Raw genomic sequence first — 14078 nt, forward strand, 5'->3', positions numbered from 1 at the left:
TGCGGGACGTGACACCCCATGCCCGCGCAAGCCGCGCTACTGTCAGCTCCACAGGGACGTTACTGATCGGTAAGGGGAATCGGCATGCAGCTCGGGCTCAACCTCGGCTACTGGGGTGCCGGAATGGACGCGGACAACCTCGCGGTGGCCCAGGAGGCCGACCGCCTCGGGTACGCCGTGTGCTGGGCCGCCGAGGCCTATGGCTCCGACGCGGCCACGGTGCTCACCTGGGTCGCCGCCCAGACCGAGCGCATCGACGTCGGCTCGGCCATCTTCCAGATCCCGGCCCGGCAGCCCGCGATGACCGCGATGACCGCGGCCACCCTGGACTCCCTCTCCGGCGGCCGCTTCCGCCTCGGTCTCGGCGTCTCCGGCCCCCAGGTCTCCGAGGGCTGGTACGGCGTCAAGTTCGACAAGCCGCTGGCCCGCACGCGCGAGTACGTCGAGATCGTGCGCAAGGCCATGAGCCGTGAGCGGCTGACGTACGAGGGCGAGCACTGGACCCTGCCGCTGCCCGGCGGCCCGGGCAAGCCGATCAAGCTGACCGTGCACCCCGAGCGTGAGTACATCCCGCTGTACATCGCCGCGATCGGCCCCAAGAACCTCGAGCAGACCGGCGAGATCGCCGACGGCGCCCTGCTGATCTTCCCCTCCGCCCAGCACCTGGAGGAGACGACCATCAAGTACCTGCGCGCCGGGCGCGAGAAGGCCGGCAAGACCATGGACGGGTTCGACGTCCACCCGACCCTGCCGCTCGCCCTCGGCGAGGACAAGGACGTGGCCACGCTCGCCGACGCCTTCCGCCCCTACACCGCGCTCTACGTCGGCGGCATGGGCAGCGCCAAGCAGAACTTCTACAACCAGCTCGCCCAGCGCATGGGCTTCGAGGCGGCCGCCGCCGAGGTCCAGGAGAAGTACCTGGCCGGCGACAAGCAGGGCGCCGCGGCCGCCATCCCGCACGAGCTGATCGACAGAACGACGCTGCTGGGCTCCGTGGACCGCATCGCCGACCGCATGAAGGAGTACGCGGCCGCCGGAGTCACCACCCTCTCCCTCAACCCCGCCGGCTTCACCCTCGAGGAGCGGATCGCCTCGCTGCGCGCCGGCACGGAGGCCCTGGAGCGCGCCGGGCTCGCATGACGTCTCTACGGCCGTGGTGGGGGCTCGGGGGTCTTCCCCGCCACGGCCGTCACGGGGAACAACGCGCCGTCGCCCACGCGGTTACGCCCCCGGCGTGACCCTGTCGCTCCTTCTTTTGGCGGAGTTGTCCCCCATAGCTGTTGCGATGCCCCAGTTGGGCCATTTGACTCTTTCTATGCTTTCGGCCAAGAGTCTGTTCCAGGAGATCCTCGACGACGACGCGTCCTTCGCGCTGTTCTGCTCCATCGCGGCCAGCGGGGAGTCCCAGGGCGGCTGGGAGAACGGCCGGATCGCGGCCCTCGTACCCGAGGGTGAACGCGACCTCGCCCCGAAGATCGCCCGGCACGGCGCCGACGAGGACAAGCACGGGCGCATCTTCAACGCCCTGATGAGGAAACGAGGGCTCGAAGCGGTCCCGGTGCCGCCCGAGACCGACTACACGATGCTCCTGGAGCGGCACGGCATCGGTCTCGCCCACGAGAAGCTCAGGGTCGACGAGACGCTCACCGTGCACGACCTCGTCACCTACCTCGCCCACAGCCGGGTCACCGAACAGCGCGCCTCCGAGCAGATGGAGCTGCTGCGCCGGTACTTCGCCGACCACCCCGACATCGGCCGCGCGGTCAGGATGATCTCCCACGACGAGGACAACCATCTCGCCTACTGCCACGAGGAGTTGCTGCGGCTCGCGCGCGCCGGTCACGGCCGGGCCATCCAGCGCACCCTGCGGGAGTGCGCCCTCGCCGAGATCCGCGTCTACCGGGACGTCAGCCTCGCGGTCATGGACCACATGGGACGCCTGCTCGGCTGGCCGCGGGCCAAGTCGGCGCTGCTCGCGGCCGGCATCCACGCCGTCTACGCCTACGAGCGGATCGCGGGCTGGCGGCGCATGGTGAGCCTGCGGATGCCCGAGCGCCGCGACGCCCTCGGCGGACCGGCCGGCACCGCCGCCGAGTTCGCCTGAGCCAGGATCCATCAGAAGGGCCCTACAGCCAGCCCCGCTTCTTGAACGTCTGGTACAGCAGCACCTCCAGGACGGCCATGATCACGATCACCGCCGGGTAGGACCACACCCAGTGCAGCTCGGGCATGTGGTCGAAGTTCATGCCGTAGACGCCCGCGATCATCGTGGGGACCGCGGCCATGGCCGCCCACGCGGAGATCTTCCGCATGTCGTCGTTCTGCCGGACGCTGATCTGGGCCAGATGAGCCGACAGCACGTCCGAGACCAGCCGGTCCAGGCCCTCCACCGTCTCGTTCACGCGCGCGAGATGGTCACCGACGTCACGGAAGAACGGCCGCGCCTTCTCGTTGACGAACGGCACCGTGGCGCCGTACTGCCCCGTCCCCGCCAGCCGGTTGACCGGCAGTGCCAGCGGGCCCGTCGCCCGGCGGAACTCCATCACCTGCCGCTTGAAGGTGTAGATCCGCGACGCGGTGTTGCGCGAGCCGCCGACGTCCGGGGTGAAGACCTCCGCCTCCAGCTCCTCCAGGTCGTTCTGCAGCTCGGTCCCCACCTCCAGGTAGTGGTCGACCACGGCGTCCGAGACCGCGTACAGCACCGCGGTCGGTCCCTTCCCGAGCAGTCCGGGCTCGTTCTCCAGCCGCTTGCGCACCGCCTTCAGCGGGGCACCCTCGCCGTGGCGGACGGTGACCACGAAGGAGTCACCGAGGAAGATCATGACCTCGCCGGTGGAGACCCGGTCACTGTCCGGCTCGTACACGACCGGCTTGAGGACGAGGAAGAGCGAGTCGTCGTACACCTCCAGCTTGGGCCGCTGATGGGCGTTCAGGGCGTCCTCCACGGCCAGCGGATGCAGCCCGAACTCCTGGGTGACCAGGTCGAACTCGTCCTCCGACGGCTCGTGCAGCCCGATCCAGACGAACCCGCCCGCCGCCCGTGCGTCCGCCAGCGCGTCGGAGAGGTCCTCCGGGCCCTCCGTCCGCTGTCCGTGGGTGTAGATGGCGCAGTCGACGATCACAGAGCGTCTTCTCCCCTCCTCGCACGCCCGCCACGTGCGGGCGTATGCCTACCCTGGGCCGCATGCCCACGCTTCTCCTGATCCGGCACGGACGATCCACCGCCAACACCGAGGGGGTGCTCGCCGGCTGGACGCCCGGCGTCGCCCTCGACGAGCGCGGCGCCGCGCAGGCCGCCGCACTGCCCGGCCGGCTCGCCGCCCTGCCGCTCTCCGAGGTCGTCACCAGCCCGCTGCAGCGCTGCCAGGAGACGATCCGGCCGCTGCTCGACGCCCGGCCGGAACTCACCGTCCACACCGACGAGCGCATCGGCGAGTGCCACTACGGCGACTGGTCCGGCCGCAAGCTCGCCGAACTCAAGGACGAGCCGCTGATGGAGGTGGTGCAGGCGCACCCCAGCGCCGCCGCGTTCCCCGGCGGCGAGTCGATGCGCGCGATGCAGACCCGCGCCGCCGAGGCCGTACGCGAGTGGAACGCGCGCGTGGAGCGCGACCACGGCGCCGGCGCCGTCTATGTGATGTGCTCGCACGGCGACATCATCAAGTCGCTCGTGGCGGACGCACTCGGACTTCATCTCGACCTCTTCCAGAGGATTTCCGTAGAACCGTGTTCCATCACAGCGATCCGTTACACCCGCCTCAGGCCCTTCCTCGTGCGGCTCGGTGACACCGGAGACCTCGCGTCGCTGGCGCCGCCCGAGGAACCCCCGGCCGACGACGCCCCGGTGGGGGGCGGTGCGGGCGCACCGTGATCGTCGGGCGCAGTAGGGTGAAGCGGTTCACGCAAACGCGCTCACACAGACGTCCCCGTACACACCGATCCCATGGAGACAGGACGTGTCCCGTCAGGTGTTCCTCTACGACCCGCCGGACCGCTTCGTGGCGGGCACGGTCGGGCTGCCCGGACGCCGTACGTTCTTCCTCCAGGCCACCGCAGGCTCCCGGGTGACCAGCGTGGCCCTGGAGAAGACCCAGGTCGCCGCCCTCGCCGAGCGCATGGACGAACTGCTCGACGAGGTCGTACGGCGCAGTGGCGGCAACGCGGCCGTCCCGGCCGTCGCACCCACCGAGATCTCCGACACCGAACCGCTGGACACCCCCGTCGAGGAGGAGTTCCGGGTCGGCACCATGGCCCTCGCCTGGGACGGCGAGGAACAGCGCATGATCGTCGAGGCGCAGGCCCTCGTCGAACTCGACGCGGACTCCGAGGAGGACCTCGCCGAGGCCGAGGAGCGCCTGCTGCAGGACGAGGAGAACGGGCCCCCGATGCTGCGGGTCCGGCTGACCGGCGCGCAGGCCAGAGCCTTCGCCAAGCGCGCCCTGGACGTCGTCAACGCCGGGCGGCCGCCGTGCCCGCTGTGCAGCCTCCCGCTGGACCCGGAAGGACACGTATGTCCGCGCCAGAACGGATACCGCCGCGGAGCGTGACGACCGACGAACCGCTCGCCGACCTGCTCACCCACGGCGAGCTCACGGTGCGCGGCCGGATCCGCGACGCGTCCAACGCGGCCCTGTACTGCACCGTCGCCCAGGAGGGCCGGGAGGCCACCTGCGTCTACAAGCCGGTGGCCGGCGAGCGGCCCCTGTGGGACTTCCCCGACGGCACCCTCGCCCAGCGCGAGGTGGCCGCCTACGAGGTCTCCGAGGCGACCGGTTGGGGCCTGATCCCGCCCACCGTGCTGCGCGAGGGACCCTACGGCGAGGGGATGGTCCAGCTGTGGATCGAGGCGACCGGCGAGGCCGACCTGCTGGCCCTGGTGGACGCCGAGGAGCCCGAACCGGGCTGGAAGGCCATCGGCTTCGCCGAGGTCGGTGACGGCAAGACCGCCCTTCTGGTGCACGCCGACGACGAGCGGCTGCGCCGGCTCGCGGTGCTGGACGCGGTGATCAACAACGCCGACCGCAAGGGCGGTCATCTGCTGCCCACCGAGGACGGTCGTCTCTACGGCATCGACCACGGAGTGACTTTCAACACCGAGAACAAACTCAGGACGCTGCTGTGGGGCTGGGCGGGCGAGCCCCTGACCCCGGAGGCGGTCGACGCCCTCAAGGCTCTCCAGGAGGCCCTGACCGCCGAAGGAGCGCTGGCCGGGCGGCTGTCCGCCCTGATCACCGCGGCGGAACTCGACGCCACGCGCGCGCGTGTCGCCGTACTCCTCGAGACCGGCACGCACCCGGAGCCCTCCGGCGAGTGGCCGGCCATTCCCTGGCCTCCGGTCTAGGAGCAGACTGTCCGGTAACACGCAAGAGCGCCTTACCGGCCATCCGGCCCGGTCCGGTTCGTATGCGGAACATCCGTCCGGTTAGGCTCATGACATGCATGCCTGGCCCGCTTCCGAGGTCCCCGCCCTGCCTGGTCAGGGCCGCGACCTGAGGATCCACGACACCGCGACCGGCGGTCTGGTCACCCTCCAGCCCGGTCCCGTCGCCCGCATCTACGTCTGCGGCATCACCCCGTACGACGCGACCCACATGGGGCACGCGGCGACCTACAACGCGTTCGACCTCGTGCAGCGCGTGTGGCTCGACACCAAGCGGCAGGTGCACTACGTCCAGAACGTCACCGACATCGACGACCCGCTGCTGGAGCGCGCGCAGCGGGACAGCGTCGACTGGGTCGCCCTCGCCGAGAAGGAGACGACGCTCTTCCGCGAGGACATGACCGCCCTGCGGATGCTGCCGCCGCGGCACTACATAGGCGCCGTCGAGGCCATACCCGGCATCGTCCCGCTGGTGGAGCGGCTGCGTGACGCCGGCGCCGCCTACGAACTCGAGGGCGACATCTACTTCTCCGTCGGGGCCGACCCCAACTTCGGGAAGGTCTCGAACCTCGACGCGGCCGCCATGCGGCTGCTGTCCGCCGAGCGCGGCGGCGACCCGGACCGCCCGGGCAAGAAGAACCCGCTGGACCCGATGCTGTGGCTGGCCGCCCGCGAGGGCGAGCCCAGCTGGGACGGCGCCTCCCTCGGCCCCGGCCGCCCCGGCTGGCACATCGAGTGCGTCGCCATCGCCCTCGACCACCTCGGCATGGGCTTCGACGTCCAGGGCGGCGGCTCCGACCTCGCCTTCCCGCACCACGAGATGGGCGCGTCCCACGCCCAGGTGCTCACCGGCGAGTTCCCCATGGCCAAGGCGTACGTCCACGCCGGCATGGTCGCCCTGGACGGCGAGAAGATGTCCAAGTCCAAGGGCAACCTGGTCTTTGTTTCCCAGCTGCGCCGGGACGGCGTCGATCCGGCCGCCATACGGCTCGCGCTGCTCGCCCACCACTACCGGGCCGACTGGGAGTGGACCGACCTGGTCCTCGAGGACGCCGTGCGCCGGCTCGGCCGGTGGCGCGCCGCCGTCTCCCGCCCCGACGGCCCGCCCGCCGAGGCCCTCGTCGAGGAGATCCGCGAGGCTCTTGCCAACGACCTGGACGCCCCCGCCGCGCTCGCCGCGGTCGACCGCTGGGCCGCCCGCCAGGACGCCGAGGGCGGCACGGACACCGGCGCCCCCGGTGTCGTCTCGCGCGCCGTGGACGCCCTGCTGGGCGTGGCTCTGTAGCCGGGCCTGGCACGGAAGAGGGGCGGGTCACCTGGTGACCCTCTTCTCACTCCTCGGAGGACTCGTCGTCCTCGCCGCCCGGTTTCGGCGGTGTCGTCGGGGGTTTGGTATGGCCGTCCCGGCGCCGCAGATACCGCTCGAACTCGCGGGCGATCGCCTCGCCCGACGCCTCCGGCAGCTCCGCCGTGTCCCGGGCCTCCTCCAGCGTCTGGACGTACTCGGCGACCTCGCTGTCCTCGGCCGCCAGCTGGTCCACGCCGACCTGCCAGGCACGCGCGTCCTCGGGCAGCTCGCCCAGCGGGATGCGCACGTCGATCAGGTCCTCCAGCCGGTTGAGCAGGGCCAGGGTCGCCTTCGGGTTCGGCGGCTGCGACACGTAGTGCGGTACGGCCGCCCACAGCGACACCGCCGGTACGCCGGCGTGCGTGCAGGCCTCCTGGAGGACGCCGACGATGCCCGTGGGGCCCTCGTACTTGGTCTCCTCCAGGTCCATCCGCTGGGCCAGGTCCGGGTCGGACGTGGTCCCGCTGATCGGGACCGGACGCGTGTGCGGGGTGTCGCCGAGCAGGGCGCCCAGGACGACCACCAGTTCCACGCCCAGCTCGTGCGCGAAGCCGAGCAGCTCGTTGCAGAACGAGCGCCACCGCATGGACGGTTCGATACCGCGGACGAGCACGAGATCTCGCGGCTTCTCGCCGCCGACGCGGACGACGGACAGCCTCGTCGTCGGCCAGGTGATCTTGCGCACCCCCGCGTCCATCCACACCGTGGGGCGGTTCACCTGGAAGTCGTAGTAGTCCTCGGCGTCCAGCGCCGCGAAGACCTCGCCCTTCCACTCCCTGTCCAGATGCGCGACCGCGGTGGAGGCGGCGTCGCCGGCATCGTTCCAGCCCTCGAACGCGGCCACCATGACCGGGTCGATCAGCTCGGGAACCCCCTCGAGCTCGATCACCCAGGCCTCCTTCCGACGTGCCCTCGCTTGACCCACCAACCTTACGGCGTCCGGCGGGGGCGCCCGCAGCCCCCTTGCACGGGGGAGTGAACGGATCACTGCCCCGTCCGAGCCCCTCGAACACCCAAGATCGCCACCCCGGGCCACCCCGGCGCGGGGAGCCGTTCAGAGCGTCGACCGCAGCCACTGCTCCACGCTCGCGATGTGCACCGTCGCCCAGGAGCGGGCCGCCTCCGCGTCCCGGTCGTGCAGGGCGGCGAGGATCGCGCGGTGCTCGTGCAGAGTGCGGCTGACGGCGTCCTCCTGGGTCAGGCCGCGCCAGATCCGGGCCCGGGTGGTGGGCCCCGACAGACCGTCAAGCAGCGAGCAGAGCACGGAGTTTCCCGAGCTCTGCACGATGCCCCGGTGGAAGTCCAGGTCGCAGGCGACCAGCTCCTCCACCGACGGCGCCTCGCCCAGCTTGTCCAACTGGGCCGACAGCGCGTCCAGTTGCTGCTCGCTGATCCGGGAGGCCGCCATCGCGGTCGCGGCCGGCTCCAGGATGCGGCGCACCGCGAGGAACTCCAGGACCGTGTCGTCCCGGTGGAAGTCGACGACGAAACTCAGCGCCTCCAGCAGGAGTTGCGGGTCCAGACTGGTCACGTACGTGCCGTCGCCCTGCCGCACGTCCAGGATCCGGATGAGCGACAGGGCGCGTACCGCCTCGCGCAGGGAGTTGCGGGAAAGGCCCAGCTCGGAGGCGAGTTCGCTCTCTTTCGGCAGCCGGTCGCCGGGGCGCAGCGCGCCGGAGACGATCATTCCCTTGATCTTCTCGATCGCCTCGTCGGTGACTGCCATGTCCGGCCTCCCTGTCGTTCCCGTGCGCCGTAAAGACATCCGATGTCTTACGACGACATTATGGGGGTTCACCGGACTGAACGGGACGGTGAAGTCTCAGGCCAGGGCAAACCTGGTCATGCGCAGGGGGCGGCTCCGTCGGCGGGGAGCCGCCCCCTGCCCGGCGGGCCGGCTACTCCTTGTCGAGCAGGTCCTGCACCTTGGCCCGCACCTCGTCCGTGGCCAGGCCGCGGATCGTCAGCGTCGTGCGGCGGCGCAGCACGTCGTCCGGGGTCTGGGCCCACTCGTGGTCGCGGGCGTAGACGACCTGCGCCCAGATCTCCGGCGCGTCCGGGTGGACCCGCTCGCCCAGTTCCGGGTTGTCGTTCGCCAGGCGGGCGATGTCGAAGGCCAGGGAGCCGTAGTGCGTCGCGAGGTGCTTCGCCGTGTCGGCGGCCATCCGCGGGCCCGGCGCCGGGTTGTCGACCAGCAGACGGTGGGCGACCGCGCGCGGGTTGGCGACACCGGGCAGCGGCAGCTTCTTCGGCAGGGAGGCGATCGGCTCGAAGTCGTCACCGAGCGGGGCGCCCGGCAGCGCCTCCAGCTTCTTCATGACCGTGCGGCCGATGTGCCGGAAGGTCGTCCACTTGCCGCCCGCGACGGACAGCATGCCGCCCCGGCCCTCGGTGACGACCGTCTCCCGCTTGGCCTTCGCCGTGTCGCCGGGACCGCCCGGCAGCACCCGCAGACCCGCGAAGGAGTAGGTGATCAGGTCACGGCTCAGCTGCTGGTCCCGGACCGAGAACGCGGCCTCGTCCAGGATCTGGGCCGTGTCCTTCTCGGTGACCGTGACGTCCGCCGGGTCGCCCTCGAACTCCTCGTCGGTCGTGCCGAGCAGCAGCATGTCCTCCCAGGGGAGGGCGAAGGTGATGCGGTACTTGTCGATGGGCGTGGCCAGCGCCGCCTTCCAGGGCGAGGTGCGCTTGAGGACCAGGTGCGCGCCCTTGGAGAGGCGGATGGACGGGGCCGCGTTCGGGTCCTCCATCCGGCGCAGGTGGTCCACCCACGGCCCGGTCGCGTTGAGCACCAGCCGGGCGTTCACGCCGAACTCGTCGCCGGTCGTGCGGTCCTTGAGGTCCGCGCCGGTCACCCGGCCCCCCGTGAACCTCAGGCCGGTCACCTCGGCGTGGTTCAGCACGACGGCGCCCGCCTCGACGGCCGCGCGGACCGTCATCAGCGCCATGCGCGCGTCGTTCATCTGGTCGTCGCCGTACACCGCGACGGCCTTGAGGTTGTCGGTGCGCAGCTCCGGCACGTCCTGCGCCGCCTTCGCGGGGGAGAGCAGGTGGCCCACGCCGTCACCGAACGCGGAGAGCGCGGAGTAGGCGAAGACGCCCGCCCCGAGCTTCACGGCGCCGTGCGGCCCGCCCTTGTACACGGGGAGGTAGAACGTGAGCGGGTTCGCCAGGTGGGGGGCCACCTGGCGGGAGACCGCACGGCGCTCGAAGTGGTTCTCCGCCACCAGCTTCACCGCGCCGGTCTGCAGATAGCGCAGACCGCCGTGGAGCAGCTTGGAGGAGGCGGAGGAGGTGGCGCCGGCGAAGTCGCCGGCGTCGACCAGAGCCACCCTCAGGCCGGACTGCGCGGCGTGCCAGGCGGTGGAGATGCCCAGGATGCCGCCGCCGATGACGAGAAGGTCGTACGACGCCCTGGCGAGCTGCTCCCGGGTCTCGGCGCGGCTCGGGTTCGAGCCGGAGGCCGGGTGCGTCCCCAGGGCAGGCACGGACTGGAGGGTGGACTGACTGGTCATTTCGGGTTCTTACTCCTCATCAGAGCGTGCGAGAGCCGTCAGGAACTCTCGTCAGCTCTCGTCGTCCTCGAGCCAGCCCATGGTCCGCTCGACGGCCTTGAGCCAGCTCTTGTACTCACGGTCGCGGGCGTCCGCGTCCATGCGGGGGGTCCACTCGGCGGCCCGGCGCCAGTTGGCGCGGAGGTCGTCCGTGCTGGTCCAGAAGCCGACGGCGAGACCGGCGGCGTAGGCGGCGCCGAGGCAGGTGGTCTCGGCGACCATCGGGCGCACCACGGGCGCGTCCAGGAAGTCCGAGAGGGTCTGCATCAGCAGGTTGTTGGAGGTCATGCCGCCGTCGACCTTGAGGGCCGCGAGCTCCACGCCCGAGTCCTTGGTCATGGCGTCCGTGATCTCACGGGTCTGCCAGGCGGTGGCCTCCAGGACCGCGCGGGCCAGGTGCGCCTTGGTGACGTACCGGGTCAGACCGGCGATCACACCGCGGGCGTCGGAGCGCCAGTACGGGGCGAACAGACCGGAGAAGGCCGGCACGAAGTAGGCGCCGCCGTTGTCCTCGACGGACAGGGCGAGCGTCTCGATCTCGGCGGCGGTGGAGATCAGGCCCATCTGGTCGCGCATCCACTGCACCAGCGAACCGGTGACGGCGATCGAGCCCTCCAGGGCGTAGACCGGCTTGTCGTCGCCGATGCGGTAGCCGACCGTGGTCAGCAGGCCCGAGTAGGAGTTGATGATCTTCTCACCGGTGTTCATCAGCATGAAGGTGCCGGTGCCGTACGTGGACTTGGCCTCGCCCTCGGAGAAGCAGGTCTGGCCGAACAGGGCCGCCTGCTGGTCGCCGAGCGCGGAGGCGACCGGGATGCCGCCGAGCAGCTCGCCCAGCTTGCCGCCGGTGACCTCGCCGTAGATCTCGGAGGAGGAGCGGATCTCGGGCAGCATCGCAGGCGGCACACCGATCGACTCGGCGATCTTCTCGTCCCACTCCAGGGTGTGGAGGTTCATCAGCAGGGTGCGGGAGGCGTTGGTGACGTCGGTGTAGAGCTTGCCGCCGTTGACACCACCGGTGAGGTTCCAGATGACCCAGGTATCCATGGTGCCGAAGAGGATGTCGCCGCGCTCGGCGCGCTCGCGCAGGCCCTCGACGTTGTCGAGCAGCCAGCGGGCCTTGGGGCCGGCGAAGTAGGAGGCGAGGGGGAGACCCGTCTCGCGGCGGAAGCGGTCCTGGCCGACGTTGCGGCCGAGCTCCTTGCACAGGGCGTCGGTGCGGGTGTCCTGCCAGACGATGGCGTTGTGGACGGGCTCACCGGTGTTCTTGTCCCACAGCAGCGTGGTCTCGCGCTGGTTGGTGATGCCGATGGCCTTGATGTCGTCCCGGGTGATGCCGGCCTTCTGGATGGCTCCGGCGACGACCTCCTGGACGTTGGTCCAGATCTCGTTGGCGTTGTGCTCGACCCAGCCCGGCTTGGGGAAGATCTGCTCGTGCTCCTTCTGGTCGACGGAGACGATACGGCCGTCCCGGTCGAAGACGATGCAGCGGCTGGAGGTGGTGCCCTGGTCGATGGCGGCGATGAAGGGGCCGGCGGTGTGCGCGTCGGTCACTGTGTGCTCCTGGGGTTCCGTGAGTTAGGGGGAAGGTCTACCGAGTTGCTTCAGGCAAAAGCGACGTTGTAGAGGCCCGCGGCGATCGCGCCGCCGATGAGCGGACCGACCACCGGGATCCAGGCGTAGCCCCAGTCGGAGCCGCCCTTGTTGGGCAGGGGCAGAAGGGCGTGCACGATGCGCGGGCCCAGGTCACGGGCCGGGTTGATCGCGTAGCCCGTCGGACCGCCGAGGGACAGACCGATGGAGACGACGACCAGCGAGGTGATCAGGGCGCCGAGGACGCCCAGGCCCTTGCCGCTGTCGTTGAGACCCTGGGTGAGCACCGCGAGGACGAGCACGATGGTGCCGATCACCTCGGTGGCGACGTTCTGCCAGGCTACGCGGACCTCGGGGCCGGTGGAGAAGATGCCCAGGACCGGGCCGGCGCCCTTCTCCTGCGCCTCGACGGCCTTCGCGGCGGTGGCCTGCGCACCCGGACCGCCGACGATCTCCCGGTCGGTGAGGTGCGCGTGGAACTGGCCGTAGTAGGCGATCCAGACCAGAGCCGCACCGATCATGGCGCCGAGCAGCTGCCCGCCCCAGTAGACCGGGACCTGGCTCCACTCGATGCCGTTCTTCTTGAGCGCGAGGGCGAGCGTCACGGCCGGGTTGAGGTGCGCGCCGGAGAGCGGTGCCGAGGTGTAGACGGCCGTCAGAACGGCGAAACCCCACCCGAAGGTGATGGCGAGCCAGCCGGCGTTACGGGCCTTGGAGGCCTTCAGCGTCACGGCGGCGCAGACGCCTCCGCCGAGCAGGATGAGTATGGCGGTACCGATGGTCTCGCCGATGAAGATGTCGGAGCTGGACACCCGCGACTCCTTAGTCCTTCGTCCAGGGGACCGAACCCCGGGTCCCTCCGGAGGTTCGAGCTGCCCTCGGGGTGAGAGCGGTGTCGGCCCTTGGCGTTGTCACACTCTAACGCGTATTGCCGGTAGGTGTTCGACAATGCCGACCGATGGACGGGAGTCTTGCCGGGGCGTTACGCGCTCGTCAAGAGTTCGGTTGTCGAAAGAACGGCCGAAAACGCGATCGTTACTGATTGCTGTGAGCAGTCGATCTTGCAGGTCAGACGGGTACTGGCGAGTAACAACAAGGGCCGGGGCACACCACCGCGCCCCGGCCCTCACCCACCCCTGCTCGTACAGGTGTACGACCCCTCAGAAGCGCCCCGCGCCCAAATCCCGCGAGACCGCGCGTGCGCAGTCCCGCACCGCCGCGATCAGCTCCGGACGCAGCTCCCCGTCCCGGCGCAGCCGCTCCACCGCCCCGGTGATGCCGACCGCGCCCACCGGCATCCGCCGCCGGTCGTGGATGGGCGCCGCGACCGACGCCACGCCCTCCCAGGTCTCCTCGACGTCGGACGCGTAGCCACGCGCGCGCGTGATGTCGAGGATGTGCTCGAAGTCCTCCAGGTCGCACGTGGTGCGCTCGGTGAACGGCTTGCGGTCGGCCTCGACGGCCTCGCTGTGCGCCACCGGGTCGTACGCCGACAGCACCTTGCCCAGAGCCGTGGAGTGCAGCGGCTGCATCGCCCCGATCTCCAGCACCTGCCGGCTGTCGTCGGGCCGGAAGACGTGGTGCACGATCAGCACGCCCTGCTGGTGCAGCACGCCGAGATAGACGCTCTCGCCGCTCGACCGCGCCAGGTCGTCCGTCCACACCAGGGCGCGCGCCCGCAGCTCGTGCACGTCGAGATAGGTGGTGCCCAGGCGCAGCAGCTCGGCGCCCAGCTGATAGCGCCCGGAGGCGTCGTCCTGCTCGACGAAACCCTCGGCCTGCAACGTGCGCAGAATGCCGTGGGCGGTGCCTTTGGCGAGGCCCAGCGACGAGGCGATGTCCGAGAGGCCGAGCCGTCGCTCGCCGCCCGCGAGCAGCCGCAGCATCGCGGCCGCCCGTTCGAGCGACTGGATGTTCCGTGCCATCGCCGTCCTGCCTCCGTCCCCTTCGACAGCCGAGTTACGGCGCCGCTGCCGCTGTTCGGCAATGTCGAACACTACCGGTCGATGCCGACCCACCGCTAATGGTCGGTGGACATCTGTTGCGTCACCGGTGTCCCGTCGGTGACCTGCCGCCATCCTGGTCCGTCCCGTGGACTGCCCCACCATCCCGGACGGGACCCGGCTACCCTGGCGGCGTGCGCCCTCCCTGGGAAGACCCGGGGACCACGCAAAGCCGACAGCCGTCGCACTCAAGGGAGCCC

General features: G+C 70.6%; 13 protein-coding genes. 6 read left to right on the plus strand and 7 right to left on the minus strand.

What is annotated here, in order from left to right; translation table 11 throughout:
• Positions 1-84: 84 nt before the first annotated feature.
• Together MKW14_RS20385 and MKW14_RS20390 are read left to right on the plus strand one after the other, a co-directional pair.
• Complete coding sequence (locus MKW14_RS20385; RefSeq protein WP_240864260.1) at positions 85-1140, plus strand: LLM class F420-dependent oxidoreductase; 1056 nt, start codon at positions 85-87, stop codon at positions 1138-1140.
• Between the two features lie 175 nt (positions 1141-1315).
• A complete protein-coding gene (locus tag MKW14_RS20390) occupies positions 1316-2104 on the plus strand; it encodes a ferritin-like domain-containing protein (protein ID WP_240864262.1) in 789 nt (262 codons plus the stop codon).
• 22 nt (positions 2105-2126) lie between these two features.
• Here MKW14_RS20390 and corA read toward each other — a convergent pair whose 3' ends face one another.
• The gene (corA, locus tag MKW14_RS20395; protein ID WP_240864264.1) at positions 2127-3122 is read right to left on the minus strand and encodes a magnesium/cobalt transporter CorA; all 996 of its coding nucleotides are present in this window, start codon (positions 3120-3122) and stop codon (positions 2127-2129) included.
• A gap of 62 nt (positions 3123-3184) precedes the next feature.
• Between corA and MKW14_RS20400 the strand changes: the two genes are divergently transcribed.
• The 4 genes from MKW14_RS20400 (at position 3185) to mshC (ending at position 6665) form a co-directional block, all read left to right on the plus strand.
• Complete coding sequence (locus MKW14_RS20400) at positions 3185-3871, plus strand: histidine phosphatase family protein (protein ID WP_240864266.1); 687 nt, start codon at positions 3185-3187, stop codon at positions 3869-3871.
• An 85-nt stretch (positions 3872-3956) separates the two neighbouring features.
• Positions 3957-4547 carry a DUF3090 domain-containing protein gene (locus tag MKW14_RS20405; RefSeq protein WP_133047159.1) on the plus strand — a complete coding sequence of 197 codons (591 nt, stop codon included), beginning with the start codon at positions 3957-3959 and terminating at the stop codon, positions 4545-4547.
• Positions 4511-5341: an SCO1664 family protein gene (locus tag MKW14_RS20410; protein WP_240864269.1), complete on the plus strand. Its 831-nt coding sequence runs from the start codon at positions 4511-4513 to the stop codon at positions 5339-5341. The genes MKW14_RS20405 and MKW14_RS20410 overlap by 37 nt, the downstream gene beginning before the upstream one ends.
• A gap of 94 nt (positions 5342-5435) precedes the next feature.
• Positions 5436-6665, plus strand: coding sequence for a cysteine--1-D-myo-inosityl 2-amino-2-deoxy-alpha-D-glucopyranoside ligase (mshC, locus tag MKW14_RS20415; protein ID WP_240864271.1), 1230 nt, complete (start codon positions 5436-5438; stop codon positions 6663-6665).
• Between the two features lie 46 nt (positions 6666-6711).
• On the opposite strand, the gene MKW14_RS20420 is transcribed toward mshC, so the two are convergent.
• The 6 genes from MKW14_RS20420 to MKW14_RS20445 all read right to left on the minus strand — a co-directional run bounded on the left by MKW14_RS20420 (position 6712) and on the right by MKW14_RS20445 (position 13800).
• Positions 6712-7617, minus strand: coding sequence for a PAC2 family protein (locus MKW14_RS20420; protein ID WP_133047154.1), 906 nt, complete (start codon positions 7615-7617; stop codon positions 6712-6714).
• Positions 7618-7782: 165 nt separating this feature from the next.
• The gene (locus MKW14_RS20425) at positions 7783-8454 is read right to left on the minus strand and encodes a FadR/GntR family transcriptional regulator (RefSeq protein WP_240864273.1); all 672 of its coding nucleotides are present in this window, start codon (positions 8452-8454) and stop codon (positions 7783-7785) included.
• Between the two features lie 172 nt (positions 8455-8626).
• Complete coding sequence (locus MKW14_RS20430) at positions 8627-10243, minus strand: glycerol-3-phosphate dehydrogenase/oxidase (protein ID WP_240864274.1); 1617 nt, start codon at positions 10241-10243, stop codon at positions 8627-8629.
• Between the two features lie 51 nt (positions 10244-10294).
• Positions 10295-11836 (minus strand): glycerol kinase GlpK, encoded by a 1542-nt coding sequence (gene glpK / locus MKW14_RS20435; protein ID WP_240864277.1) that lies wholly within the window; start codon positions 11834-11836, stop codon positions 10295-10297.
• A gap of 50 nt (positions 11837-11886) precedes the next feature.
• Positions 11887-12687, minus strand: a complete 801-nt coding sequence (locus MKW14_RS20440) for an MIP/aquaporin family protein (RefSeq protein WP_240864278.1) — start codon at positions 12685-12687, stop codon at positions 11887-11889.
• A 348-nt stretch (positions 12688-13035) separates the two neighbouring features.
• The gene (locus MKW14_RS20445; protein ID WP_133047149.1) at positions 13036-13800 is read right to left on the minus strand and encodes an IclR family transcriptional regulator; all 765 of its coding nucleotides are present in this window, start codon (positions 13798-13800) and stop codon (positions 13036-13038) included.
• Positions 13801-14078: the final 278 nt, after the last annotated feature.

The sequence above is a fragment of the Streptomyces gilvus genome (genome assembly GCF_022513565.1).
In the GTDB taxonomy this organism is placed as follows: Bacteria; Actinomycetota; Actinomycetes; order Streptomycetales; family Streptomycetaceae; genus Streptomyces; species Streptomyces gilvus.